Origin of the sequence: Pseudomonas sp. RIT-PI-AD (assembly GCF_025642785.1) — a bacterium.
Taxonomy (GTDB): Bacteria; Pseudomonadota; Gammaproteobacteria; order Pseudomonadales; family Pseudomonadaceae; genus Pseudomonas_T.
The window spans coordinates 80,808-106,765 of sequence record NZ_JANZKU010000014.1 but is presented as its reverse complement, the minus strand read 5'-3'; the positions used below and the strand labels follow the sequence as shown (position 1 = coordinate 106,765).

Below are 25,958 nucleotides of genomic sequence, written 5' to 3'. Positions count from 1 at the left end.
ACCCGCGCCTAAAACGATAAGCAGCCGTAGCAAATTAGCAGCCATTCAGCGGAAAGGAGGGCCCTCTTTGCGTCTTCGCAGCGGTTCTTTCGGCGGATAGTAGGTCGAGACGGGCGCCACCGGCGGGCGCGAGGGCTTGTGCCTGGTGAGCTTGAGCAGTGGCAGCAGGCTGGTGCCCAGCTTGAACAAACTGGCCAGGCCGCGGCGTTTGCCGAACAGAAAGCTCAGCAGCGACATGCCGGCCATGCCCCACAACGGCGCATTACTCACGTTGAGCGAGTCCTGCAGGCTATGGGTGATTCCCTTGGCTCGACGCAGCGGCTGGGTCAGCAACAGGGCTTCGTGCTGGAGCTGCTGCCGGTGCAGTTCCATGCGCAGGCGCACCACGGCTTTACGCAGTTCTCGCCGGGAGGAGAATTCAGGTAGCTGTACGTCGCTCATGGCAAGAGTTGCTCCCGATCTTTCTTCAATTCGGCCAGGGTGGCGCTGAAGGGGGTGGATTCGTCATGCAACTGCGCACGCAAACGCAATCCGCACAGAACCGCCGCGATCGTATAGACGATGCAGAGCCCGATGATCCCGGTCAGGCGATAGCTGTCCCAGACGATGACCATCACCAGCGTGGACAGGCCCAGCAGAAGGAGGAGGGCGAACAACAAGCCCAATCCGGCGAACAGCAGCAGGTTGAGGGTGCGCCCCTTCTGCTCCTGCAATTCGATGCCCAGTAATTCCAGATGACTGTGCAGCAGGCCTAACGCCGCCGCGCCCAGGCGGCGTGGCGACGGGCCATGGCTGGCCGGCAGTGGGCCGGCTTCCATTCCCGGCTTCATGATCAGCGCCGCGCTGTGATCAGGCCGAGCACGAAACCGATACCGACGGCTACGCCGACTGCCTGCCAGGGCTTGTCCAAGACGTACTCTTCGGCGGTTTGCACGGCCACTTTGCTTTTTTCGCGCAGGCTTTCCTGGACGCCGCTCAGGGTTTCGCGGGCGCGTACCAGGTTTTCGTTGACCTGCAGGCGCAACTCAGCGGCTTGGTCGCCGGCCAGGTTCGCGGTGCTTTCCAGGAGTTTCTCGGTATCGCGCACCAGGGATTGGAACTCGGTAACCAGATCATCCTGCTTGGCGGTGTTCTTGATCGACATGGTGTATCTCCTTGATGGGGTCTGTTGGGTATGAGTTCCCGTTCGTCGGGAAGGTTCCTTCTAATATCGCTGGTATAGCGCTTGCAACAACCTGGGGCGCTCTCCTCGGGAATCGCCCCTTAAAAGAGCCTTAATGGGCAGCGCCTGACCTCGTGTCTGTTCGACAACCTACTGATAAACAATAGAAAAAAATATCGAAGCGGATTTACGCTGAATGTCCGTGCCCCTTTTTCGGACGTGCGCGGCCCACTCTGCGGTGGTCCGGTGCGTCTCCCTGGTGCGCATTCGGCGACGATGCCGCTTTTCGGTGCTTTTTCCTGCCGGAGTCTTTGTGCGATGGATAACCCCGATAGCGCCGTAGCCACCCTGGTGCATGGCTCGAATACCTTGTTTCTGCTGATGGGCGCGGTCATGGTGCTGGCCATGCATGCCGGCTTCGCGTTCCTGGAGGTGGGTACGGTGCGCCAGAAGAACCAGGTCAACGCCCTGTCGAAAATCCTCTCGGATTTCGCCGTGTCGACCCTCGCCTATTTTTTCGTCGGTTACTGGGTAGCCTATGGCGTGACCTTCCTGCAACCCGCCGCGCAACTCGCCCGGGAGCAGGGCTACGGGCTGGTGAAGTTCTTCTTCCTGCTGACCTTCGCGGGGGCGATTCCGGCGATCATTTCCGGCGGCATCGCCGAACGGGCGCGCTTCGTCCCGCAGCTGTTCGCCACCGTGCTGATCGTGGCCTTCGTCTATCCCTTCTTCGAAGGAATGGTCTGGAACGGCAACCTCGGCCTGCAAGCCTGGTTGGCGGCGCGTTTCGGCAGTAGCTTCCATGACTTCGCCGGGTCGGTGGTGGTGCATGCCATGGGCGGTTGGCTGGCGTTCGGCGCGGTCTTGCTGCTGGGGCGTCGCGACGGGCGGTATCGCGAAGGCCGGCTGGTGGCGTTCGCGCCCTCGAACATTCCGTTCCTGGCCCTGGGGTCCTGGATCCTCATCGTCGGCTGGTTCGGCTTCAACGTGATGAGCGCGCAGACCTTGCAAGGGCTCAGCGGGTTGGTCGCGGTGAATTCGCTGATGGCCATGGTCGGCGGAACCGTGGCGGCGCTGCTGGTGGGGCGCAACGACCCGGGCTTCCTGCACAACGGCCCGCTGGCCGGGCTGGTGGCCGTTTGCGCCGGCTCCGACCTGATGCATCCGGTCGGCGCGCTGGCCACCGGCGCGGTGGCCGGGGCACTGTTCGTCTGGGCCTTCACCGCGACCCAGGTCAAATGGAAGATCGACGATGTCCTCGGCGTCTGGCCCTTGCACGGGCTGTGTGGCGCCTGGGGCGGCATCGCCTGCGGCCTGTTCGGCCAGGCCGCGCTCGGCGGCCTTGGCGGCGTCAGCCTGGCCAGCCAACTGATCGGCACCCTGCTCGGCGTGCTGGTGGCGCTGGTGGGCGGGTTCGTCGTCTATGGCGCGCTGAAGAAACTGATTGGCCTGCGCCTGACCCAGGAGCAGGAATATTACGGCGCGGACCTGTCGATCCATCGCATCGGTGCGGTGAGCCAGGATTGAGGCGGTACCGCCTGCTCGCCAGGCAGCGGGTCTTCGCCAGGGGATAACGCCATGAAGGGAATAAGCGGCATGACCCAGGTGTGTTTCGGCTGCTTGAGCCTGCTCTGGGCGCTGGCTTCGCCCGGTGCCGCGCGCATCGATTGCCCCGAAACGCTGACCCCGAGGAAGGCCTGGCTGCGGCGCCACCCGCGGAGTGGCAGGGGCGCGGGGCTTCGCGGCCTCGTTATCTGGAGAGCGTGGGCTTCTATAACGGCGATCCGACCGGAGAGGCCTCCCTGGCTCCGCTCCGCGAGGTCGAGGAGGGCGGCGAAGGCGGGCCGCATGGGACTTCGGAAAGGACCCGGCGCCGGGCTGGATGGGGTGTCGCTATGTGGACAGCGGTCTCGTCCTGAGCCGACCGCTGCCCGCTGGCACGCGCGGCTGCCAAGTACGCCAGGCCCGCGACGGGCGCGTCCTTCGCGTCGATTGCCGGTAGAGACGGGCGCGCGCCTTTTCCTTCCACCGGCGAATGGCTAAGCTCGCCATTCCTTCGATCAAGCGGGATGCTTTTTATGGCGCAGCAATGGCCGGCCGCGGATATGGCTCGGCGGATCCTCGACGGGTTCGACGACTACCGCGAACACTTCCGCCAGATTACCGATGGCGCCCGCGCCCGCTTCGAGCGGGCCCAGTGGCAGGAGATCCAGAGCGCGGCGGCGGCGCGCATCTCGCTGTACGAGGAAATGGTCGCGCAGGTGAGCCAGCGCCTGCGCGCGGCGTTCGACGACGCGGTACTGCTCGACGTGCACCTCTGGCCCCTGGTGAAAAGCGCCTACATCAACCTGATCGACGTGCGCCTCGACGACGAGCTCTCAGAAACCTGGTTCAACTCGATCTTCTGCGACCTGTTCAGCCACGACCTGATCAGCGACGGCTGCATGTTCATCCATACCACCCGGCCGTCCCTGCGCGCCCACGAGCGGATGCCGCAGACCCGCGCCTACCGGCCGGAAGGCAACCTGGCCGCGGCGCTGGAGAAGGTGCTCGAGGATTACCGCTTCGGCGTCGCCTACGAGGACCTGTCGCGGGACCTGCAACGCCTGGAAGCCCAGTTGCGCGAGAACCTGCCGGACTGGGTGTGCAAGGACCCGGCGCTGACCATCGAACTGTTTTCCTCGACCCTCTACCGCAACAAGGGCGCCTACCTGGTGGGGCGCATCTACACCCTCGACGAGCAGTGGCCACTGGTGATTCCGCTGTTGCACCGCGAGGGGCGCGGCATCCAGGTGGATGCGCTGATCACCGACGAGGCGGAAGTCTCGATCATCTTCTCCTTCACCCGCTCCTACTTCATGGTGGACGTACCCGTCCCCGCGGAGTTCGTCGGCTTCCTCAAGCGCATCCTGCCGGGCAAGCACATCGCCGAGCTGTACACCTCGATCGGTTTCTACAAACACGGCAAGTCGGAGTTCTACCGGGCGCTGATCAACCACCTGTCGAATACCGACGACCGCTTCGTGATGGCGCCGGGCGTGCGCGGCATGGTGATGAGCGTGTTCACCCTGCCGGGCTTCAACACCGTGTTCAAGATCATCAAGGACCGCTTCTCGCCCTCGAAGAACGTCGACCACGCCACGGTGATCGAGAAGTACCGCCTGGTGAAGCGGGTCGACCGGGTCGGACGCATGGCCGATACCCAGGAGTTCGCCGATTTCCGCTTTCCGCTGAACAAGTTCGACCCCGAGTGCCTGGCCGAGCTGCTGGAAGTGGCGCCGTCGACCGTGGCGGTGGAGGGCGACAAGGTGCTGATCCGCCACTGCTGGACCGAGCGGCGCATGACCCCGCTGAACATCTACCTGGAAAGCGCCAGCGAAACCCAGGTGCACGAGGCGCTGGACGACTACGGCCTGGCGATCAAGCAACTGGCGGCGGCGAACATCTTCCCCGGCGACATGCTGCTGAAGAACTTCGGCGTCACCCGCCATGGCCGGGTGGTGTTCTACGACTACGACGAAATCAGCTTCCTCACCGAAGTGAATTTCCGTCGCATCCCGCCGCCGCGCTATCCCGAAGACGAGATGGCCCTGGAGCCCTGGTACTCGGTGGCGCCCAACGACGTCTTCCCCGAGGAGTTCCCGCGCTTCCTGTTCGCCGACCTGGGCCAGCGCCGGCTGTTCAACCAGTTGCACGGCGAGCTCTACGACGCCGCCTACTGGCAAGGGCTGCAGGCGGCGATCCGCGACGGCAAGGTGATCGACGTCTTCCCCTACCGACGCAAGAGCCGCCCCGACCCCATCCAGTGACCCGGAGGCCGCCGACCCGCGGGTTCGCGGCGGCCGCGCTCCCGAACCTTCTTCGCGCATCCAGTCTCTTTTCCCTTCCTCTGGCCGCCGGCTCAGCCTTGCACGGCCTCGGCACGCGACGCGGCGCCCGGTCGTCGCACCAGCAGGCTGGCGACCAGCAATACCGCGCCCGCCACCCAGAGCGCCAGGTCCAGGCCGCCGGTGAAGCGACTGCTGCACGCCGCCAGCAGCGGACCGCAGAGCTGACCGAGGGCGAAGGCGGCGGTGAGCAGGCCGATGTTCCGGGTATGCCCGTCCGGGTCGAGTTCGCGCGCGTATTGCAGGGTCAGCTGGGTGCCGGCCAGGAAGGGCCCGCCGCTGAGCGCTACCCCCAGTGCCAGGCCGAAGGTGCCGGGCAGCAGGCAGGCCAGCGCCCCGGCCGCCTGCAACCAGAGCGTGCAGACCAGCCAGCGCAGGGTGCCGCCGGGTGTCGGCCGGCGCAGGCTGGCGAGGAGCACGCCGAGGAAAGCCGCCAGGCCGAAGCAGGGCCAGAACAGGTCGGCTTGCCAGGCCCCGTGGAAACGCGACGCGGCGAGCTGCGAGAGGAAGGTGGCGGGAATGATGTAGCCCAGGCCGGACAAGCCATAGGCGCCCAGCAGCCCGCGCAGACCCGGCGGCAGCGACCGGGCCGTCCGAGGCGGGTGCGGACGTGCCCGCGGGCGCGGCAGCAGTGGATGGGCCAGCAGCGCCGCCGCCAGGCCCGCGCAGCCGTAGAAGGTCCAGGCGGCGGCGGAACCCAGCCGATAGTGATTCAGCGCCAAGGCGATCAGGCCGGTGACCAGCACCCCCAGGCTCGGTCCGGTGAAGACCAGCGCACCCCGCCGCGGCTGGCCGGCTTGCAGCGCGACTTGCTGGCTGATCCCGGCGGCCACCACCAGGGCCCAGGCGCTGGCCACGCCGCTGGCGAAGCGCAGCAGCCCGTGGGCCCAAAGCCCCTCGGCCCAGGTCGAGAGGAAACTCAGCGCCACGCAGCCCCAGAGCCCGGCGAACAGGCGCCGTCCGGCCCGGGCAGGGGTGTCGGCGCGCAGCGCATCGAGGGCGCCGAGCAGATAGCCGAGGTAATTGGCGGCCGCCAGCAACCCGGCGCCGGTGAGGTCGACCTGGCCTTCGGCGATCAGGTGCGGCAATTGCGGTGTCAGGGTGAAGCGGCCGACGCCCATGGCCACGAATAGCGTCAGCAGGCAGGCGAACAGGTGCAGGAGCGGGGACATGGGCTCTCCAGAGCCAGGAGGTCCCGCAGGGTAGGATGCTTGCCTTGTTCTGCAATACCGAATAATAGTGAACGACTTATTCTTTATTGGAGATGAAAGCCGCCATGGAATTCAGCCAGTTGCGTATTTTCCAGGCCGTCGCCGAAGAGGGTTCGATCGCCAAGGCGGCGCTGCGCCTCAGCCGGGTACCGTCGAACCTGTCCACGCGGCTGCGCCAACTGGAGGCGCAACTGGGCGTCGAGTTGTTCCACCGCGAGCGTCAGCGCCTGCAACTGACCCCCGCCGGCAGGGTCCTGCAGCGCTACGCCGAGCGCCTGTTCGCCCTGCAGGGCGAGGCCGAGGCGGCGCTCAAGGGCGACGAGCCCGGGGGCGTGTTCGTGCTCGGTTCGATGTACAGCACCGCCGCCATCCACCTGCCGGCGCTGCTGGCGCGTTATCACCATGCCTATCCCGGGGTGAACCTGCAGGTGCGGACTTGCCCCAGCGGCGAATTGCTCGACGGGTTGATCGGTGGGCGCCTGGACGCGGCCCTGTTGAACGGTTCCGGGGACTACCCGGAACTGGAGGGCATGCCGCTGTTCGACGAGGACATGCTGCTGATCACCGAACTCGGACACCCGCCGGTACGTTCGGCCCGGGACGTGGCCGGGCGCGCGGTCTTCACCTTTCGCCCGCGCTGTTCCTACCGACGGCTGCTGGAGGCCTGGTTCGCCGAGGCGCGGGTGGCGATGGGGCCGCTCATGGAAATCGAGTCGTACCACAGCATGCTGGCCTGCGTGATCGCCGGCTCGGGGGTCGCCCTGATGCCCGCGTCGATGCTCGACAGTCTGCCGGGACGCGAAGCCGTGGCACGGCATCGCCTGGCCGCACCCTTCGACCGGGCCACCACCTGGCTGATGTGGCGCAAGGGCATGCTCGGCGCCAACCTGCGCGCCTGGATCGACCTGGGGTTGCCCGCTCAGCGCCCCTGAAAGCTCAGCCGGTAGGCGCTCGGCGAAAGACCGAAGGCGCGGCTGAAATGCTGGCGCAGGGCGGCGCTGGAGCCGAACCCGGCCAGGCCGGCGATGCTGTCCACCGAGCGGTCCGTGCTTTCCAGCAGGCGCTGGCTCAGCGCCAGGCGTTCGGCCAGCAGCCAGGTGCCGAAGGTGCTGCCGGTGAGCGAGCGGAAGCGCCGGGTGAAGGTGCGCCGGCTCATCAGTGCGCGGTTCGCCAATTCGTCGAGGCTGTGGGGCTGGTCCAAGTGGGCGCGAACCTGGTCGAGCAGGCCGGCGAGGCGGTCGTCGCGGGTGCCGGCGGGCAAGGGTTGCGGAATGAACTGGGCCTGGCCGCCCTGGCGGTGCGGTGCGACCACCAGGCTCCGCGCCACCTGATTCGCCGCCTCGCTGCCGCAATGCAGGCGCAACAGGTGCAGGCAGCAGTCCAGGCCCGCCGCGGTTCCGGCCGAGGTGAGCAGGGGCCCGTCCTCCACGTAGAGCACCTCGGGCTCCAGGCGCACTGCCGGGAAGCGTTCGGCGAAGGCGTGGGCACAGGCCCAGTGGGTGGTGGCGCGGCGGCCGTCGAGCAGCCCGGCTTCCGCCAGCAGGAAGGCGCCGAGGCAAAGGCCGACCAGGCGGGCGCCCCGCTCGTGGGCGGCGACCAGGGCGTCCAGCAGTGCCTGGGGCGCCGGCTCGGTGGAATCGTGCCAGCTCGGCACGATGACCGTCTGCGCCTCGGCCAGCGCCTCCAGGCCGTGCTCCACGTGCAGGTCGAAGCCCGCGCTGCTGCGCAATCGGCCCGGCTCGACGGCGCATACGGTCAGTTCGTAGGGCGGGATGCCGGGGCGCGGCTCGCCGAACACCAGGCAAGGCACCGAAAGGTGGAAGGGGCTGATCCGGTCGAAGGCGACGATGGCCATGCGGGTGTGCGGCATTTTGGGTTTCCGGTCGGGAGGAGGGCGCGAAGCTTCGCCCGTTGGAGGCGGGCGAACACCGTTGGCCCGATCATAGCGGAGTATGGCATTCGGGCCACTCACCTGTGGCGCGGGCGGTCGGCAAGAATCCGTTTTCACCTTCTTCCCTCGGAGTTCGACCATGTCCCAGTCCCCACGCCGTGCCCTCATCGTCATCGACGTACAGAACGAATATTTCACCGGCGACCTGCCCATCGAGTACCCGGAGGTACAGGGCTCCCTGGCCAACATTCTGCGCGCCATGGACGCCGCCCAAGCCGCCGCTATTCCGGTGGTGGTGCTGCAACACCTGTCCGCCGAAGGCTCCGCGCTGTTCGCCCGTGGCAGCGACGGCGCGGCCCTGCATCCCGAGGTCGCCGCGCGGCCCCGCGACCTGCTGGTGGAAAAGCAGATGGCCAGCGCCTTCGCCGGCACCGGGCTGGGCGCCTGGTTGCGCGAGCGGCAGATCGATACCCTCAGCGTGGTCGGCTACATGACCCATAACTGCGATGATTCCACCGTGCGCCAGGCCTGGCACGAGGGCTGGGCGGTGGAGCTGCTGCACGACGCCACCGGCGCGGTTCCCTACACCAATGCGCTGGGCCAGGCCAGCGCCGAGGAAATCCATCGGGTGTTCACCCTGGTGATGCACACCGGTTTCGCCTCGGTGCTGGATACCGCCACCTGGCTCGGCTTGCTGCGCGACGGCGGCGAAGCGCCGCGCGACAGCATCCACCACTCCAACCTCCGCGCTCGCGGAAAGGCGCTGCCGGGCGCCTAGGGCTTTTAGCCGGGGCCGGGCTGTGGCACCTTCTGCGCCGCGGCGATTTCCGGGCCGCAGCGGACAAGGACCCCCGATGACCCCGATGCCCATCCAGCGCCGCCCCCGTGGCTGGCTCGCGCTGCTCGGCTGCGCCTGGCTCGCGCCGCTGGCCGCCGCCGAGCCGGCCCGCGAGCTGGCGCCTCTGGTGATCACCTCCCAGCGCGGCGCGGCCGGTTGGTTGCAGACGCCCGCCGCGGTGGGCCGGGTCGATCGCGACGACCAGCCCGGCGAGCAGACCCTGACCCTCGACCGCCTGCTGGCCCCGATTCCCGGGGTGTTCACCCTGGATCGCTACAACTTCGCCCAGGGCATGCGCCTGTCGATTCGCGGCTTCGGCGCCCGCGCCAATTTCGGCGTGCGCGGCGTGCGCGTGCGGGTCGACGGCGTGCCGCTGACCATGCCCGATGGCCAGACCGAAATGGACGGCCTGGACATGGGCCTGGTGGAGCGCGTCGAGGTGATCCGCGGACCGGCGTCCAGCCTCTACGGCAATGCGGCCGGCGGCGTGCTCTCCATCGATACCCGCGAGCCGAGCGTCGAGCCCTACGCCAGCCTGGACGCCAGCGGCGGCGACCTGGGCTATCGCCGTCTGCGCGCCGAGACCGGTGGCGGCGAAGGGCAACTGGCCGGGCTGCTGGCGTTCAACGCCACGCAACTGGACGGCTATCGCGACCACGACCGGGCGGAAACCAACAGCCTGACCGGCAAGCTCGGCTGGTACGCCGACGCCGGTACCCTCGGCCTGACCTTCAATGCCATCGACAACCGCGCCGAAGACCCCGGCGGCCTGACCGCCGCCCAGGTCGGCGTCCAGCGCCGCCAGGCGGCGCCGAACAACCTGCGCTTCGAGGCCGACGAGCGCATCCGCCAGCAACGCCTGGCGCTGGTCTGGGACGGCAAGGGGCCGGGGGCCGACGAGTACCAGTTGCGCAGCTACCTGGGCCATCGCAGCTTCGCCAACCGCCTGCCGTTCAGCGCGGGCGGGCAGGGCGCCTTCGACCGCGAGTTCGCCGGCTTCGGCGGGCATTACAGCCATCGCGCCGAGTGGCTGGGCCTGGCGCAGAAAATCACCCTCGGCATGGACCTGGAAAATCAGCGCGACGATCGCCGCCGCTACGACAACCTGCTCGGCTCGCGTGGCGCGTCCAGCCTGCGGCAGACCGAGCGCGCGGAAAGCGTCGGCGCCTTCCTCGAGGATGAAATCGCCCTGGGCGAGGATTGGCTGCTGAGCCTGGGCGGGCGCTACGACCAGGTGCGCCTGGCGGTGGACGACCGCTACCGGGCCGACGGCGACGACAGCGGTTCGCGCACCCTGCACGACTGGAACTACAGCACCGGCTTGAGTTACCGGCTGGATGAGCACCGGCAACTGTACGGGCGGGTCGGGACCTCCTTCGAGACGCCGACGGTGAACGAGCTGGCCAATCCAGCCGGCGGCGGCTTCAACGCTGCCCTCGGGCCCGCGCGGGCGCTGAACCGCGAAGTGGGGCTCAAGGGCGAATGGAGCGACCTGCGCTACGAGGCGGCGCTGTTCAGCTTGCTGATCGACGACGAACTGGTGCCCTACAGCCTGCCCGAGCAACCAGGGCGCAACTTTTACCGGAACGCCGGAAAGTCCCGCCGCGATGGCGTCGAGCTGGGGGGCGACTGGCGCTTCGCCGAGCACTGGCGCCTGTCCGGTGCCTACACCTACAACGACTTCCGCTTCGAGCGCTATCGCCAGGCCAACGCCGACTACGACGGCAACGCCCTGGCCGGCATCCCCCGGCAGTCCCTGTTCGCCGAGATGGCCTACCAGCGCGGCGACGGCTACGCGCGGCTGAACCTGAACGCCTTCGACCGCCTCTACGCCGACGACGGCAATGCCGAGCGGGTGCCGGGGTACGCTTTGTTCAATGCGCGCATCGGCCAGCGCCTGCGGTTCGCCGACCAGACCCTGGAGCCCTACCTGGGCATCGACAACCTGCTCGACCGTCGCTACACCGACAACGTGCGGATCAACGACGCCAACCGCCGCTACTTCGAGCCGGGCCCCGGACGCACCCTCTACGTGGGCGTGCGCGCGGAATTCTGACGGCGTCGCCGGGCCCGCCGCCGCTCGCGCCGCCGACCAGGCGGTGCCCGGGCGAGGCGGCAACCCGCCTGAACTAAAGCCGAAACCCGCCGGTCGACTTTTGCGTGACCTCTTTTTCAAGGATTCCACCCATGGCCCAGGACCTGCGCAACCGGTATTCCCTTTCCCCCCTCGCCGGGCTGCTGGCGGCCCTGGCGCTCGGCCCCGCGCTGGCCGCGCCGGAGAACGCGACCAAGGTGCGCACCGCGGTGGGCGAGGTCGAGCTGCCGGCGCCGAATCCCGAGCATGACGTGGAGCGCCGCAGCGAGGTGATCGGCTGGGCCGACGGGCAGACGCCCATCGCGCCGCCCGGCTTCACCGTCAGCGAGTACGCCGGCGACCTGAAGAGCCCGCGCTGGATGCTGGTAACGCCCAACGGCGATCTGTTGGTGGCGGAGTCCAGTACCTCGATGCTCAGCGCCGATCGCATCACCCTGTTCCGCGATACCGACGGCGATGGCCGCGCGGACATGCGCGAAGTCTTCCTCGACAAGGGCCTAAAGAAGCCCCTGGGCATGCAGGTGATCGGCGACTGGTTCTACGTCGCCAACACCGACGCGGTCTGGCGCTACCCCTACAAGGCCGGCGACACCCACCTGAGCGGCAAGGGGCAGAAGATTCTCGAATTGCCCGCCGGCGGCTACAACAACCACTGGACGCGCAACCTGCTGGCCAACGTCGACGGCAGCAAGCTCTACGTGTCGGTCGGCTCGGGCAGCAACGTGGGCGAGCACGGCATGGACAACGAAGTGCGCCGCGCGGCGATTCTCGAGATCAACCCCGACGGCAGCGGCGAACGGCTCTACGCCAGCGGCCTGCGCAACCCGGTGGGCATGGCCTGGGGCCCGGGCACCCGTACCCTGTGGACCGCGGTCAACGAGCGCGACAACCTCGGCGAGGATCTGGTGCCGGATTACCTGACCCATGTCGAGCCCGACGGCTTCTACGGCTGGCCCTACGCCTACTTTGGTCCCCACGAGGACCCGCGCATGGCCGGCAAGCGCCCCGACCTGGTGGCCAAGACCATCGTTCCCGACGTTCCGCTGGGCGCCCACACCGCGTCCCTCGGACTGGCGTTCTACAACCAGCAGAGCTTCCCGGAGAAATACCAGGGCGGCGCGTTCGTCGGCCAGCACGGTTCCTGGAACCGTAGCCAACTGGCCGGCTACAAGGTGACCTTCGTGCCCTTCCGCAACGGCAAGCCCACCGGGCCGCCGGAGGACTTCCTCGGCGGCTTCATCGCCGACGCGCACAAGGGCGAGGTGCACGGCCGCCCGGTGGGCATCGCGGTCCTGCCGAGTGGGGCGCTGCTGGTGGCGGACGACGCCAGTAACAAAATCTGGCAAGTACAGGCCAAACCCTGATGCCGTACCGGGTATGGTGTCAGGGCGGCATAGTCGAATCCGACGACGAGCGATGTGCACTTCGTCGGCTGAATGGCGTTGCAAGGCGTCAATCCGCGCCGCCCGGCCCCCCGGAGGGCTAGTCTAGGGAAACGGAGACCTGAAGAGGCTACCTCCGGCATGTCCGGATGCTTCCGATCCCAAGGCCGTCCGATCATCGCAGTTAGAAGGAGTGATCATGAAAGCTTGGTTCAGCCGTCTCGCCTGGCAGGTATCCGTCGCCCTGGGGCTCATCGAACCCCCGCGCCTGCAACCCATTCCGATTCCCGCCGAAGCGCGTCGCCCGACGCGCGCCCCTCGCCGCTGAAGACACGACGCCCCGGCCCGGTTGCCGGGGCGTCTCGTTTCCGCGCCGCTGGTTTCTCGCCTGGCCGCCCCCTCCTCGCGGGCTAACGTGACGGCGCGAAGGGCGGCGCCTCGAGCAGTTCGATGAGCAGCGGCCGGTCGGCCGGCACCTCGCCCAAGAGTTGGCGCAGATGCTGGCGATCCCGGGCGCGTTCCGCGCGACAGCCGAAGGCCCGGGCCAGGGCGACGAAGTCCGGCGTGTGGATATCCACGCCGATGGGCTCGATGTCGCGGCTTTCCATGTAACGCTTGATCTCCCCGTAACCGCCGTTGTTCCACAGCAGCACCAGGATGCCCACCCGCGCTTCCACCGCGCTGGCTAGTTCCGGCAGGGTGAATTGCAGGCCGCCGTCGCCGATCAGGCAGACCGTGGGCCGCGTGGGGTCCGCCAGGTGAGCGCCGATGGCCGCCGGCAGGCCATAGCCGAGAGTGCCGTAGCCGGTGGACGAGTTGAACCAGCGGCGAGCGCCATCCAACTCCACCACGTGATTGCCGCTGTACACGGTCTGCGTCGAGTCGCCGACGAAACGCGCCTCGGGCAGCACGGCGAGGAGGTCGTCGAACAGCCGTCGGTAATGCGCCCAGCCGGCGAAGTCCCGGTCCAGGCGCCGCCGTGCCTCGGCGGCACGTTGGGCGCCGGGGCTGCCGGTGTCGGCCTGGCGCGGCGCCAGCCGTTCCAACAGGCCCTGCATGGCCAGGCGCGCGTCACCCTGGATCGCCAGGGCGGGTCGCTGGTTGCGTTGCAACTGCAGCGGGTCGATATCGATGCGGATCAGCTCGCCGCCGAGGTGGAAACCGCCATCGAACACCACGTCGTAATCGGTTTCGCCCAGCTCGGTGCCGATGGCCAGCACGCAATCGGCGCCGGCCGCCAGCGCCCGCACCGGCGGCAGCGATTGGTTGCTGCCCAGCAACAGCGGGTGGCCCGGCGGCAGCAGCCCCTTGGCGTTGATGGTCAGCGCCGTCGGCGCGTCCAGCGCCACCGCCAGGGCCCGTGCTTCCGCCTGCGCCGCGCGGCAGCCGCCGCCGAGCAAGAGCAGCGGTTGCCGGGCCGCCCCAAGGCGCCGCGCGGCGTCGTCCAACAGTGCGGCGGCCGGAATCGGCGGCGCGACGGCGCGACGCGGACGGATCGGCAGGTGTCCGGCGTCGGCGGCGATCAGGTCCAGCGGCAGCTCGATGTGCACCGGCCGCGGGCGCTGCCCGTCGAACACCGCGAAGGCGCGATCCAACACCTCCGGCAGCTCGTCCAGGCTCATCAGGGTGTGGCTGAAGGCGCTGACCCCGGCCACCAGGGCGCGCTGGTCCGGCAGTTCGTGCAGGTAGCCATTGCCCAGGCCGAGGCGCGCGCGTTGGTTGACGCTGGAAATCACCAGCATCGGGATCGAGTCGGCGTAGGCCTGGCCCATGGCGGTGAGGATATTGGTCATGCCGGGGCCGGTGATGATCAGGCAGACCCCCGGCTTGCCGGTCACCCGCGCATAGCCGTCGGCCATGAAGCCGGCGCCCTGTTCGTGGCGCGGGGTGACATGGCGCAGGCCGCTGCGCGGCAGGCCACGGTAGAGTTCCACGGTGTGCACGCCGGGGATGCCGAAGACGGTGTCGACGTCCCAGGCGCGTAATTGGTGCAGGAGGAATTCGCCGCAGCTGGTCATGGGGCTGTCCTGTGGGAAGGGGCGGATGATCGCCGGTCGGGCCGGGCCGCAGCCCCGCGACCATGAAGGCCCGCGGGGCCGTGCTTCAGGCCAGGCGCCCGCTGGCCAGCGGGCGGCGCGACAGCAGGCTGACCAGCACGAAGCTCGCCAGCGCGATCGCCAGGCTGTAGTAGATCGGCGTGTTGGCTTCCAGGCCGTCCTTGAGCATGAACGCCAGCGCGGTCAGGCAACCCAGCGACATGCTGGCGATGGCTCCGGCGGTGGTCGCGCGTTTCCAGTAGATGGCCCCCAGCAGCGGGATCAGCATGCCGCCCACCAACAGGTTGTAGGCCAGGGTCAGCGCGCCGAGCACGTCGTTGACGATCAGCGCGATGGCCAGCACGGCGAGGCCGGTGAGCAGGGTGAACAGCCGGCTGCGGGCCAGAGTGCGGCGTGGGCCGCCGCCCAGCCCTGGCAACAGGTCCTCGGTAAGGGTGGTGGACGCGGCAAGCAAGCCGGCGCTGGCGGTTGACATCATCGCCGCCAGGGCGGCGGCGATCACCAGGCCGCGGATGCCGTCCGGCAGCGACGCCTGAACGATCGCGGCGAAGGCGTTGTTGACGTTGTCCAGCTCCGGCAGCAGCACCTTGGCGCACATGCCGATCAGCGCGCCGACCAGGCCGTAGAACACGCAATAGACGCCGGCGAGGCTGCCGGCGTACTTCGCCACGCCCTCGCTGCGCGCGGTGAATACCCGCTGCCAGATGTCCTGGCCGATGAGAATGCCGAAGAAGTAGATCAGGAAGTAGGTGAGGATGGTGTCGTAGCCGATGGCGGTGAAGCTGAAGGCGCTGGCCGGCAGCTTGGCCACCAGTTGTTCCCAGCCGCCCACGCGGTACAGGCAGATCGGCAGCAGCAGGAACATCAGGCCGACGGTCTTGATGATGAATTGCACGATGTCGGTCAGGGTCAGCGACCACATGCCGCCGAGGGTGGAGTAGATCACCACCACGCCGCCGCCGAGCAGCACGGAAATCCAGAACGGCAGGCCGAACAGCACCTGCATCACCGTGCCGATGGCGAGGATCGACACCACGCCGATCATCAGCGCATAGGCGAACATGATCGCCGCGCTGGCCTGGCGCGCCATCGGCGTGTAGCGGCGCTCGAGGATTTGCGTGACGGTGAAGATGCGCAGCTTGAGCAGCGGCTTGGCGAGGAACAGGTTGAGCACGACGATGCCGGCGCCCAGGGCCGCGCACAGCCAGAAGCCGGAAATGCCATGGACGTAGCCCAGGCGCACGGTGCCGACGGTGGAGGCGCCGCCGAGCACGGTGGCGGCCATGGTGCCCATGTAGAAGGCCGGGCCGAGGTTGCGCCCGGCGACCAGGAACTCCTCGTGGTTGCGGGCGCGGCGCATGCCGGACCAACCCAGCAGGAGCATGCCGGCGGCGTAGATGGTGACGACGAAGATATCCAGGGCCATCTTTCAGTTCTCTTGATTGTTGTTGTGCAGGCCGCGAGGCCTGGGGTTTTTCGGTGCGGTACGCCAAGGTCGGGCGGCAGGGTGGTTCCGGCCCCGCTCAGGGTTGGGTGGCGATGTCCTCTGGTGCGACGGCGGTCGTCCGCGGTGGAACGCCAGCCCGGTGAGGCCCCTTGAAGCTGGCCGGCACCACGGTGGCGAAAGCGTGGGTATGCCCGCAGCACAGCCGTAGCGGCTGGCGGGACGTGGTGTGACGGCCGCCGTCGGGAATCCCTTCGAAGCCGGAGGGGTCGAGGCGGGTGGCGGGCTGTGCATTCTTGTTGTTAGGCATGGCGTTCTCCCAGGTCGGCGCTTGGTTAGCGGGTCCTTGGCGGAAGCTTCGGCAGGGCCGGCAGCGGCGTGCGACAGGCCAACCGATGGTCTTCTCGTCGTGGGCGGCGGAGGGCGAGGGATGTGCCATCGCCGTGCAGGGTGCTGCACCGGGCGGGGCGCCCGCGGCCCGGTACCTTCACATCCCGCTCGTGCCGGCCCTGCCAGCCCGCTCGCGAGGGCGAGGCTTGGACGGTGAAGCGGGCATCCTCGCTGAAGGCCGGGGAGTGGGTCGCGCCATCGTTGGCGGCGAACGCCGCCGTCCGTGGCCGCACGGCCTCACGCAACTGCTCGAGGGACGACACGTCCATGGCCTCAGCGATGCACTACGCCGGGCAGCACACAAAGCATTTCGTAGAGCAGGTTGGCGCCCAGCAGGGAGGTGTTGCCGGTGGTGTCGTAGGGGGGCGAGACTTCCACCAGGTCGCAGCCGACCAGCTTCAGGCCCTGGCAGCCGCGGACGATCTCCAGGGCCTGGATGGTGGTCAGCCCGCCGACCTCCGGGGTGCCGGTGCCCGGCGCCCAGGCCGGGTCGATGCCATCGATGTCGAAAGACAGGTAGACCGGGCCGCCGTCGACCTTCTCGCGCACTTCGGCCATCAGCGGCGCCAGCGACTTGTGCCAGCATTCTTCGGCCTGTACCACGCGGAAGCCCTGCTTGCGGCACCAGTTGAAATCCTCGGCGGTATAGCCTTGGGCGCGCAGACCGATCTGCACCACCCGGTCGCAATCCAGCAGGCCTTCTTCCACGGCGCGGCGGAAGGTGGTGCCGTGGGCGATCTTCTCGCCGAACATGTGATCGTTGACGTCGGCGTGGGCATCCACGTGGACCAGCCCGACCTTGCCATGCTTCTTGTGGATCGCGCGGAGGATCGGCAGGGTGATGGTGTGGTCGCCGCCCAGGGTCAGCGGGATCACGTCATGTTCGAGGATGCGGTCGTAGGCCTCCTCGATCCGGCGCACGGCGTCGAGCAGGTTGAAGGTGTTGATCGCCACGTCGCCGATGTCCGCCACCGACAGCGAGTCGAAGGGCGCCGCGCCGGTGGCCATGTTGTAGGGGCGGATCATCACCGATTCGGCGCGGATTTCCCGTGGGCCGAAGCGCGTGCCCGAGCGCAGCGAGGTGCCGATGTCGAGGGGCACGCCGACGAAGGCGGCGTCCAGCCCGGCGGCGGAGGCGAGGTGGGGCAGGCGGAGCATGCTGGCGATGCCGCCGAAGCGGGGCATCTCATTGCCGCCCAGCGGCTGATGAAGGATCTTGTCCACGGGAAGGCCTCGGGTTTTCTAGTTGTAATAGGGGTCGAGCCGGATTCTGCTGGCCACCGCCGGCGCGGAAAATCGCTGAGGGCAAATAATCAGTTCAGAGATTCCTGAACTATCCGTTGCGGGTAAACTGCGCCGCGAGAGGGCGCCGACGCTGCCGTGGCGGCCCGCGTCTCGCCTGTCCACGCCGGGAGCGCCTATGTCCACCGCCATGCCCGACCTGAAGCTCCTGCGCATCTTCGCCAGCGTGGTGCGCCACCAGGGGTTCGCCGCCGCCCAGCAGGAGCTCAACCTGTCCACATCGGCGATCAGTACCTACATGAGCCAGTTGGAGGCGCAGCTCGGCCTGAGCCTGTGCCATCGCGGCCGCGGTGGCTTCAGCCTGACCAGCAAGGGCGAGCTGTTCTACCAGGAGACCCTGCGCCTGCTCGGCGAACTGGAGAGCTTCCAGCGCTATGCCTCGGCCCTCACCGGCGAACTGCGCGGAACCCTCAACCTCGGCGTGCTCGACTCCACCGTCGGCGACCCGGCGCTGCCGTTGCCGGACGCCATCGGTGCCTACAGCCGGGAACATGCGGCAGTGCACCTGCGCCTGGCGGTGATGAGCCCCTACGAATTGCAGTTGGGGGTGCTGGAGAATCGCCTCGACCTGGCCATCGGCGCCTTTTCCACGCGGATGAACGGGTTGGTCTACCAGCCCCTGTACCGCGAGCAGCACTGGCTGTATTGCAGCGATCGCCACCCGTTGTTCGCCGAGCGACGCATTCCCGCCGAACTGATCACCCAGCAACGCATGGTCGGCCGCGGCTACTGGAGCCAGGCGGAATTGGCCCGCCATGGCTTCAAGCACAGCGCGGCCACTGTGGAGAGCATGGAGGCGCAACTGATTTTGGTCTTGTCCGGCGCCTACGTGGGTTACCTGCCGGAGCACTACGCCCAGTCCTGGGTCGACCAGGGGCGCCTGCGGGTCCTGCTGCCGGCCACCTTCGGCTACCAGGCGCCGTTCTCCCTGATCCTGCGCCGTGGGCGTTCCCGCGAACCCCTGCTGCAGACTTTTCGCGACCTGTTGAGGACCCAGCTGAATGCCCGTTGAACCGGCCGAGGGCGCGCCTTCCGCTGCGGCGTCCACGGGCAAGCGCGCGCGCTGCCCGCGTTGCCAGCGGCCTTCCGCGCATTGCCTGTGCGCGTTGATCCCGCGCCTGGACAGCCGCACCCAGTTGCTGATCCTGCAGCACCCCAGCGAGACGTCCCATGCCCTGAACACCGCGCGCCTGGCGGCCCTTGGCCTGGTGCAGGCCGAGTTACGGGTGGGCGAGCGTTTCGACGCGCTCGAAGACGGGTTGGAGCGACCGGCGCGGCGCGCCTGCCTGCTGTTCCCGGGGGACGAGGCCTTGCCGCTGGAGGCGTTCGCCGCCGGTTCCGAAGACCCGCTGCTGTTGGTGGTGCCCGACGGCACCTGGCGCAAGGCGCGCAAGCTGCTGCACCTCAACCCGGCGCTGGCGGCCTTGCCACGGGTCACCTTGCCGCCCGGGCCGGCGTCCCGCTACCGCCTGCGCAAGGCGCCGATGGCCGGGGCCTTGTCCACCCTCGAAGCCATCGTCCAGGCGCTGGACATCCTCGAGGCGCCGGCGCGTTTCGGCGCGCTGCTACGGCCCTTCGACGCCTTGATCGAGGGCCAGGTGGCGGCCATGGGCGCGGAAACCTACCGGCGCAACCACCAGCGGGAGTGAGCGGGATCTGTAGTACGGCCAGGGAAGGGGGGCGAGCGGGCGGGTCGGCTTATCCGAGGTCGGCGCCGCCGCGACGGCTGGGCAGGGTCTTCTGCCGCAGGATGTAGACGCTGACGCAGACCGCGCTGGTGAGCATGAAACCGCGCGCCCAGGGGCGTGGCACCAGGTAGCAGGAAAAGCCGATGCTGGCCCACATGAGCAGCAGGGCATAGACCTTGCCCTTGAGCGGTATGCCGTTGCCGTCCAGGTAGTCGCGGATCCAGGGGCCGAGCCGCGGGTGCTCGACCAGCCACGCGTAGAAGCGCTTCGAACTGCGCGCGAAGCAGGCAGCGGCGAGCAGCAGGAAGGGCGTGGTCGGCAGCACCGGCAGGAAGATCCCGATCACCCCCAGGACCACGCTGAGCCAGCCGATCGCCAGCAAGGCGTAGCGCACGCTGCGATGGCGGCTCTGGGGGATGTCGCGATGCGCCACGGCGTGGCTCAGTGGGGGCGGGGTTTCAGCAGCGCGGGTTTCTCGTCCGGCGCCTGACAGAGCAGGAACAACGCGGTGAGCAGTTCCGGGATCTGCTCGACCATGCTGTCGACCAGGTCGCGGTCCTGGGCGATCTCGGCGAACTCCGCTTGCTCGTCGAACAGGCCGGAGCCAACCATGATCGGCAGCAGCAGTTCGCTGACTTCGTCCTCGGCATCCTCGAACCAGATCGATTCGCGAAGGAACACGCCTTCCATGAAACCGATGCACCAGCCGCGCAGGTCGGAGTCGTCCGGTTCCTCGCCGAGGTCCAGCTCGCAGGGCACCTCCGGCTCGTCGTCGCTCGCCAGTTGCCGGGCGATGTGCGCCTTGAGCTGCACCAGCGCGCTTTCGATGTCGGCGTGCTCGTCGTCGTTGCGGTAGTGCGGCGGCTCGGCGAACAGGGCGTCGATCCACTCGCGCTCCGGCACCGGCTCGGGGCAGATCGCCAGGGCGGTCAGGTAGCCATGAGCGGCCACGTAGTCCAGGGCTTCTTCGTGCAGATCATCGGCATCGAGGAAGGCTTGCAGGCGGGACAATTGCTCGGCGAAGGACATCGTGGAACTACCTTGGGGAAGAAACAGGCCTGGATTCTAGTCCAGCGCCGTGTCGCAGGCTACCGCGGACAGGCCATCGGCTCGCATGCAGCGAGTCTCGAGGCGCGGGACGGGTCGCGTATACTCCCCGACTCGATTTTCGGAGAACGGCATGCTCGACCAGGCTCTAGGCATCCTCAAGGACGTTTTCGGTTACGACGCGTTTCGCGGTAACCAGGCGGCGATCATCGAGCGCGTGGCCGCCGGCGGCGACGCGCTGGTGCTGATGCCCACCGGCGGCGGCAAGTCGCTGTGCTTCCAGGTGCCGGCCCTCATGCGCGAAGGCCTGGCGGTGGTGGTGTCGCCGCTCATCGCGCTGATGGACGACCAGGTCGCCACCCTTGCCGAGCTGGGCGTCGCGGCGGTCGCGCTGAATTCCACCCAGGGGCCCGACGAGCAGCGCGAGATCGCCGAGCGGGTTCGCCGCGGCGAAATCAAGATGCTCTACCTGGCCCCCGAACGCCTGGTGCAGCCGCGCATGCTGGCCTTCCTGCAACGCTTGCCGATCGCCCTGTTCGCCATCGACGAAGCGCACTGCGTATCGCAATGGGGCCACGACTTCCGTCCGGAGTACCTGCAACTGGGCCAGTTGGCGGAAACCTTCCCCGAGGTGCCGCGCATCGCCCTGACCGCCACCGCCGACATGCGTACCCGCGAAGAGATCGTCCAGCGCCTGCATCTGCAGAACGCCGAGCGGTTCCTCTCCAGTTTCGACCGGCCGAACATCTTCTACCGCATCGTGCCCAAGGAGCAGCCGCGCAAGCAGTTGCTGGCGTTCCTCGGGGTGCGCAAGGGCGACGCTGGCATCGTCTACTGCATGTCGCGCAAGAAGGTCGACGACGTCGCCGCCTTTCTTTCCGAACAGGGCTTCCCCGCGTTGCCCTATCACGCCGGCCTGCCCAACGACGTGCGCGCCCTGCACCAGAAGCGTTTCCTCAACGAGGAAGGGCTGATCATGGTGGCGACCATCGCGTTCGGCATGGGCATCGACAAGCCCAACGTGCGCTTCGTCGCCCACCTCGACCTGCCCAAGTCCCTGGAAGCCTACTACCAGGAAACCGGCCGGGCTGGCCGCGACGGCCTGCCGGCGGATGCCTGGATGGCCTACGGCCTGCAGGACGTGATCTTCCTCAAGCAGATGCTCAGCAACTCCGAGGGCGACGAGCGCCACAAGCGCATCGAGCAGCACAAGCTCGATGCCATGCTCGCCCTCTGTGAGGAGATTCGCTGCCGTCGGCAGACCCTGCTCGCCTACTTCGACGAGGTGTTGCCGCAGCCCTGCGGCCATTGCGACAACTGCGTCGACGGCGTGCAGACCTGGGACGCCACCGAGGCCGCGCGCCAGGCGCTTTCCGCCATCTATCGCAGTGGCCAGCGTTACGGCGTGGGGCACCTGGTGGACATCCTGCTCGGCCGCGACAACGAGAAGATTCGCGCGCCCGGACACCAGCACCTGTCGGTGTTCGGCGTGGGCAAGGGGCATAGCGAGGCCGAGTGGCGTTCGCTGTTCCGTCAGTTGGTTTCCCGTGGCCTGGCCGACGTCGACCTGGAGGGCTTCGGCGGCCTGCGCCTGTCGGAAAGCTGCCGGCCGCTGCTGCGCGGCGAAGTGCGCCTGGAGTTGCGCCGGGAACTGGTGTCCAAGGTTTCCAAGCCGGCCGCCAGCGCGGCCAGCCAGTTGGTCCGCAGCGACGAGAAAGTGCAGTGGGAGGCGCTGCGTGCGCTGCGTCGCAAACTGGCGGAAGAGCACAGCGTGCCGCCCTACGTGATATTCCCCGACGCCACCCTGCTGGAAATGCTGCGCAGCCAGCCGTCGTCCCTCAGCGAGATGGCGCGGGTCAGCGGCGTCGGCGCACGCAAGCTGGAGCGCTATGGCGAGGCCTTCCTCGCAGTGCTCAACGGCGAGTCCGCGGCGGTCGAGGCGCCGCGGGTGGTCAGCGACCTGCGCCACGAACTGGTCAGCCTGGCCCGCGCCGGGATGACCCCCGCGCAGATCGCCGGGCAGCTTTCCTGCAGCGAGAAGAACGTCTACAGCCTGCTGGCCGAGGCCATCGGCCGACAGCAGTTGAGTCTGGACCAGGCCCTCGATCTGCCGGAAGAGCTGTTCGGCGAAATCCAGGATGCGTTCCTCGACGGCGAGGGTGAGTTGCCGCCGGTGGCGTCCATCGCCGGCCAGTTCGCCGGACGCGTGCCGGATGGGGTCCTGCATTGCGTGCGGGCGGCGTTGCAGGCGGAACTGGAGGCCTGACCGGAGACCGGTTCGCGCCCTTCGGCAAGCGGGGCTCGGCGGCCGCGGTCCATTCGGCGAAGGTCGGGGCGCGTGGAACACGGGGTGTGTGGATATGCCGCAGCGCTTGCCCACCGCCAATTGGCTATGATTAGCTGCCTAATAATTAGATCGAGCGTCTGGATCCTTTCATGTCTTATTCCGATGAACACCGTTTCGCCATGCAGTTGGCCCAGCTTTCCCGTGGCTGGCGCGGCGAATTGGATCGGCGTCTCGCCGACCTCGGCCTGTCCCAGGCCCGTTGGCTGGTGCTGCTGCACCTGGCCCGTTTCGAGGAATTGCCCACCCAGCGCGAACTGGCGCAGAGCGTCGGCATCGAGGGTCCCACCCTGGCGCGCCTGCTGGACAGCCTGGAATCCCAGGGGCTGGTGAGCCGCCAGGCGGTGCTCGAGGACCGCCGCGCGAAGAAAGTGATGCTGTGTCCTCAGGCGCGTCCGCTGATCGAGCGGATAGAGGCCTTGTCCAACCAACTGCGAGCTGAACTCTTCGAAGGCATCGACGAGGAAGAGTTGCGACGCTGCCAGCAGGTCCACGCCCGCATCCTCAGCAACCTGGAAAAGCGCTAAGACGCGGGTCCCGCTCCAGACTGTGGGCGAAGGCGCGCGCGGCCCTTCGCCCACCCGTGGGCACCGACCACGCGTCCCTCCGATTGGGCGCGCATAGTCGCGTCGATGCCGTCCATGTGGCACTGGCATTTCTTTGGATTCCTTCGCACCGATCCGCTGCCTAGGCGCGTTCAGGCATGATGGGGCAGGCCATCGGCCTCATCCAGACGAAAACTTGACGCTTATTTCGTGACGCCTTCCGCAAAAGTCAAGGATTCAACTTCTTCCGGAGTCTTGAGGTATGCTAGGCGCGCTCCACGCAGCGCCGGCACGGCCCGCCGCGGGCAAACTTTCCCTAAGCAGCCATACTCAGCGTCAGCCGGTCCTTCAACGGACTGTTACCGACTGACGTTTCTGCCTACGTCTGCATCGATCCCCCACCAAGGACGCATCCTCCACGAGGATCGGGGGTCATGACGTATGAGCCGGCATGAAGAGGAACACCATGGCTCGAGTTCGCACATTCCTGCTCACATTGGCGACCGCCGCTCTGTTTCCAGGCATGGCTTGGGCGCTGGGTGTCGGTGACATCGAACTGCATTCCGCGCTCAACCAGCCCCTGGACGCCGACATCCGCCTGCTCGAAGTGGGCGACCTGGACGGCAGCGACATCAAGGTCGGCCTGGCCCCCGGCGATGTCTTCGAGCGTTCCGGGGTCGAGCGCCTGGCGTTTCTCAACGATCTGCGTTTCACCCCGCTTCTGCGCAAGGGCGACAACCGCATCCACGTGGTGTCCAGTCGACCGGTGCGCGAGCCCTACCTCAACTTCATCATCGAGGTGCTGCGGCCCAGCGGGCGGTTGTTGCGCGAATACACCGTCCTCCTCGATCCCGTGGATATACCTTCGGCTTCCCGCACCGCCCGTGCCGCCGCACCGACGCAGCCGGTCGCCCAGCGAGACCAAGCCTCCGCCAGCGCGCAGCCCGCGCGAAGCGCTCGCGAACCCGGGACGGTTCCGCCGGCGACGCTCGGTCGGACCTACGACGTCGCACCCGGCGACAGCCTCTGGGTCATCGCCCGACGCTTCGCCGGTTCGTCCAGCCCCGCGGCCCAGCGGCAATTGATGGAGGGCATCCAGGCCCTCAACCCACGGGCATTCGTCGGCGGCGACAGCCATCGCCTTCGCGTCGGCGAGCGTCTGCTGTTGCCGGACAGCGCCGCGCCATCCGGCGCCAATACCGTGGAGCGGACCTCCACGCCCGCGCCCGCCCTTCCCGTGGTTGCCAGCGCGCCCTCGGCACCGGCATCGACGGCGGCCCTGAGCGCCGCGCAGCTCGCCGAGGTGCAGAAGCGCGTCGACCAGCAACTGGCGGACAGCGAGAACGAACGCCTGCAACTGCGCAAGGACATCCTCGACCTGCAACTCAAGCTCGAGCACCTGCAACAACAGGTGACCAGCAAGGATCGCGAAGTGGGCGAGCTCCAGGCGCGCCTGGCGGAGAACGCGCCGGTCGCGGCGCCGACCTCCTCGTCCCGCGCGCAAACCCCGGCGGTCGAGACGCCAGCGCCGACGCCGGTTTCCGCCCCGGTCGACGAAGAAGAGCCGGAACTGCTGGGTTACGGCCTGCTCCTGCTGGCCTTGGTCCTGCTGCTGATCTTCCTGGCCGCGCTGGGCCTGTTCCTGAAGCGGCGTAAGCGCCCGCTGCGCATGCCGCTCACCGAGGCACCGGCGGCCGCTGCGGTGCCGCCGGCATTGGTCGCCGTGCCCGTGCCGCGGCCCGAACCCGAAACGGCGGCGCTCGCGCCCCTGGTCGGCCCCGACCCGCTGCCGCCGGTCCGCGGGTCGAACCTTTCCAGCGATGCCCTGGAGGGTGCGAACATCTACATCGCCTACGGGCGTTTCAACGAGGCGCGCCTGGCGCTGCTCACGGCGATCGACAAGGAGCCCCGGCGCCTCGACCTGCGCTTCCGCCTGCTCGAAGTGCTGGGCGAGCAGGGCGACCTCGCCGGATTCGCCCGCGAGGAAGCGGCGCTGCGCGAGCGCGGCGGAGACCCGCAGACCCTGGAGCGCATCAAGGCCCGCTATGCCCGGCCAAGTCCGCCCACCGTGGCCGCCGACGATCCCTTCGAAGGCATCACCCTGGAGCTGGACGACATCGCCGAAGAGCCGGCCCCGTTGCCCACGGTGGAAGGGATCGAGCCCGACGGTGAGGATTTCCAGCTCAACCTCGACGACCTCCCGCTGGATGCCGATTGGGACTTGGTCAGCCCGTTCGAGCCGGCCACGCCGCCCCGCAAGGTCAGCGCCAAGGCCGCCGCCGCAGAGCAGGCCGCCGCTTTCGACGCGGAATTCCGTTCCAACCTGCGGCAGCTGCCGGAAGTCCAGGAACTCAGCGCCGACCAGCATGCCGACGATTTCGGGCGTTTCGCCGAGCTGGGGATGCCCCCGCAGGAAGCGCCCACGTTGTTTCTCGATCAGGTCGAAGACCTGCCGCCCCTCGATGATCCGCTGGACGCCGATCTGGACCACCTGGCGGGTAGCCGGGAAAACCTCACCCGGCTCAACCAGGCCCTGGCCTACATCGATCAGGGCGACCTGGAAAGCGCCTGCCTCATCCTCAACGAGGCCATCAGCGAGGGCGACGATCGGGAGCGCCGGGAGGCGCGCGAACTGCTGGCGCGGATCGCCTGAAAAAATTTTCCCGAGGACGCTT

At 68.1% G+C, this 25,958-nt stretch carries 23 protein-coding genes; 12 read left to right on the top strand and 11 right to left on the bottom strand.

Going from position 1 to position 25,958, the window contains the following annotated elements:
* Positions 1 to 45: 45 nt before the first annotated feature.
* From OGL92_RS13975 to OGL92_RS13965, 3 genes are read right to left on the bottom strand one after another with little or no spacing between them, the layout of a single operon-like run.
* Complete coding sequence (locus tag OGL92_RS13975; protein WP_263144351.1) at positions 46 to 441, bottom strand: hypothetical protein; 396 nt, start codon at positions 439 to 441, stop codon at positions 46 to 48.
* Positions 438 to 818: a phage holin family protein gene (locus OGL92_RS13970; protein ID WP_263144349.1), complete on the bottom strand. Its 381-nt coding sequence runs from the start codon at positions 816 to 818 to the stop codon at positions 438 to 440. The genes OGL92_RS13975 and OGL92_RS13970 overlap by 4 nt, the downstream gene beginning before the upstream one ends.
* Before the next feature lie 14 nt (positions 819 to 832).
* On the bottom strand, positions 833 to 1,144 hold the full coding sequence (locus OGL92_RS13965; protein ID WP_263144348.1) for a DUF883 family protein: 312 nt from the start codon (positions 1,142 to 1,144) through the stop codon (positions 833 to 835).
* A 336-nt stretch (positions 1,145 to 1,480) separates the two neighbouring features.
* On the opposite strand from OGL92_RS13965, the gene OGL92_RS13960 reads away from it, so the two are divergent.
* Both OGL92_RS13960 and aceK read left to right on the top strand, forming a co-directional pair.
* Positions 1,481 to 2,689, top strand: a complete 1,209-nt coding sequence (locus OGL92_RS13960) for an ammonium transporter (protein ID WP_263144347.1) — start codon at positions 1,481 to 1,483, stop codon at positions 2,687 to 2,689.
* Positions 2,690 to 3,240: 551 nt separating this feature from the next.
* On the top strand, positions 3,241 to 4,971 hold the full coding sequence (gene aceK, locus OGL92_RS13955) for a bifunctional isocitrate dehydrogenase kinase/phosphatase (protein ID WP_263144346.1): 1,731 nt from the start codon (positions 3,241 to 3,243) through the stop codon (positions 4,969 to 4,971).
* A 92-nt stretch (positions 4,972 to 5,063) separates the two neighbouring features.
* Here aceK and OGL92_RS13950 read toward each other — a convergent pair whose 3' ends face one another.
* Positions 5,064 to 6,221, bottom strand: a complete 1,158-nt coding sequence (locus OGL92_RS13950; protein WP_263144344.1) for an MFS transporter — start codon at positions 6,219 to 6,221, stop codon at positions 5,064 to 5,066.
* 104 nt (positions 6,222 to 6,325) lie between these two features.
* On the opposite strand from OGL92_RS13950, the gene OGL92_RS13945 reads away from it, so the two are divergent.
* Positions 6,326 to 7,192 carry a LysR family transcriptional regulator gene (locus tag OGL92_RS13945; RefSeq protein ID WP_263144343.1) on the top strand — a complete coding sequence of 289 codons (867 nt, stop codon included), beginning with the start codon at positions 6,326 to 6,328 and terminating at the stop codon, positions 7,190 to 7,192.
* Here OGL92_RS13945 and OGL92_RS13940 read toward each other — a convergent pair.
* Entirely contained in the window at positions 7,180 to 8,130 is a 951-nt protein-coding gene (locus OGL92_RS13940) for a helix-turn-helix domain-containing protein (RefSeq protein ID WP_263144341.1), read from the bottom strand. The genes OGL92_RS13945 and OGL92_RS13940 overlap by 13 nt on opposite strands.
* Positions 8,131 to 8,290: 160 nt before the next feature.
* On the opposite strand from OGL92_RS13940, the gene OGL92_RS13935 reads away from it, so the two are divergent.
* The 4 genes from OGL92_RS13935 to OGL92_RS13920 all read left to right on the top strand — a co-directional run bounded on the left by OGL92_RS13935 (position 8,291) and on the right by OGL92_RS13920 (position 12,794).
* Entirely contained in the window at positions 8,291 to 8,929 is a 639-nt protein-coding gene (locus OGL92_RS13935) for a cysteine hydrolase family protein (protein WP_263144340.1), read from the top strand.
* 76 nt (positions 8,930 to 9,005) lie between these two features.
* Positions 9,006 to 11,045 (top strand): TonB-dependent receptor, encoded by a 2,040-nt coding sequence (locus OGL92_RS13930; protein ID WP_263144339.1) that lies wholly within the window; start codon positions 9,006 to 9,008, stop codon positions 11,043 to 11,045.
* 131 nt (positions 11,046 to 11,176) lie between these two features.
* On the top strand, positions 11,177 to 12,448 hold the full coding sequence (locus OGL92_RS13925) for a sorbosone dehydrogenase family protein (RefSeq protein WP_263144337.1): 1,272 nt from the start codon (positions 11,177 to 11,179) through the stop codon (positions 12,446 to 12,448).
* Between the two features lie 217 nt (positions 12,449 to 12,665).
* Positions 12,666 to 12,794 carry a PA1414 family protein gene (locus OGL92_RS13920; protein WP_263144335.1) on the top strand — a complete coding sequence of 43 codons (129 nt, stop codon included), beginning with the start codon at positions 12,666 to 12,668 and terminating at the stop codon, positions 12,792 to 12,794.
* 82 nt (positions 12,795 to 12,876) lie between these two features.
* Here the strand turns inward: OGL92_RS13920 and OGL92_RS13915 are convergent, their stop codons facing one another.
* The 4 genes from OGL92_RS13915 to speB all read right to left on the bottom strand — a co-directional run bounded on the left by OGL92_RS13915 (position 12,877) and on the right by speB (position 17,581).
* A complete protein-coding gene (locus tag OGL92_RS13915; RefSeq protein WP_263144334.1) occupies positions 12,877 to 14,484 on the bottom strand; it encodes a 5-guanidino-2-oxopentanoate decarboxylase in 1,608 nt (535 codons plus the stop codon).
* An 85-nt stretch (positions 14,485 to 14,569) separates the two neighbouring features.
* Positions 14,570 to 15,949 (bottom strand): sodium:solute symporter, encoded by a 1,380-nt coding sequence (locus OGL92_RS13910; RefSeq protein WP_263144332.1) that lies wholly within the window; start codon positions 15,947 to 15,949, stop codon positions 14,570 to 14,572.
* A gap of 97 nt (positions 15,950 to 16,046) precedes the next feature.
* Positions 16,047 to 16,277, bottom strand: a complete 231-nt coding sequence (locus tag OGL92_RS13905; protein WP_263144331.1) for a hypothetical protein — start codon at positions 16,275 to 16,277, stop codon at positions 16,047 to 16,049.
* Between the two features lie 353 nt (positions 16,278 to 16,630).
* On the bottom strand, positions 16,631 to 17,581 hold the full coding sequence (speB, locus tag OGL92_RS13900) for an agmatinase (protein WP_263144329.1): 951 nt from the start codon (positions 17,579 to 17,581) through the stop codon (positions 16,631 to 16,633).
* 196 nt (positions 17,582 to 17,777) lie between these two features.
* On the opposite strand from speB, the gene OGL92_RS13895 reads away from it, so the two are divergent.
* Both OGL92_RS13895 and OGL92_RS13890 read left to right on the top strand, forming a co-directional pair.
* On the top strand, positions 17,778 to 18,671 hold the full coding sequence (locus tag OGL92_RS13895) for a LysR family transcriptional regulator (RefSeq protein WP_263144328.1): 894 nt from the start codon (positions 17,778 to 17,780) through the stop codon (positions 18,669 to 18,671).
* Positions 18,661 to 19,308, top strand: coding sequence for a DTW domain-containing protein (locus OGL92_RS13890; protein ID WP_263144327.1), 648 nt, complete (start codon positions 18,661 to 18,663; stop codon positions 19,306 to 19,308). Before OGL92_RS13895 ends, OGL92_RS13890 begins: the two co-directional genes overlap by 11 nt.
* A gap of 49 nt (positions 19,309 to 19,357) precedes the next feature.
* On the opposite strand, the gene OGL92_RS13885 is transcribed toward OGL92_RS13890, so the two are convergent.
* Both OGL92_RS13885 and OGL92_RS13880 read right to left on the bottom strand, forming a co-directional pair.
* Positions 19,358 to 19,780 carry a YbaN family protein gene (locus OGL92_RS13885; protein WP_263144326.1) on the bottom strand — a complete coding sequence of 141 codons (423 nt, stop codon included), beginning with the start codon at positions 19,778 to 19,780 and terminating at the stop codon, positions 19,358 to 19,360.
* Positions 19,781 to 19,788: 8 nt separating this feature from the next.
* Entirely contained in the window at positions 19,789 to 20,376 is a 588-nt protein-coding gene (locus tag OGL92_RS13880; protein ID WP_263144325.1) for a YecA family protein, read from the bottom strand.
* Between the two features lie 151 nt (positions 20,377 to 20,527).
* Here OGL92_RS13880 and recQ point away from each other — a divergent pair, with 151 nt between their 5' ends.
* The 3 genes from recQ to OGL92_RS13865 all read left to right on the top strand — a co-directional run bounded on the left by recQ (position 20,528) and on the right by OGL92_RS13865 (position 25,936).
* The gene (recQ, locus tag OGL92_RS13875; protein ID WP_263144323.1) at positions 20,528 to 22,660 is read left to right on the top strand and encodes a DNA helicase RecQ; all 2,133 of its coding nucleotides are present in this window, start codon (positions 20,528 to 20,530) and stop codon (positions 22,658 to 22,660) included.
* 170 nt (positions 22,661 to 22,830) lie between these two features.
* Positions 22,831 to 23,265 (top strand): MarR family transcriptional regulator, encoded by a 435-nt coding sequence (locus OGL92_RS13870; protein WP_263144321.1) that lies wholly within the window; start codon positions 22,831 to 22,833, stop codon positions 23,263 to 23,265.
* Between the two features lie 484 nt (positions 23,266 to 23,749).
* A complete protein-coding gene (locus OGL92_RS13865) occupies positions 23,750 to 25,936 on the top strand; it encodes a FimV/HubP family polar landmark protein (protein ID WP_263144320.1) in 2,187 nt (728 codons plus the stop codon).
* Positions 25,937 to 25,958: the final 22 nt, after the last annotated feature.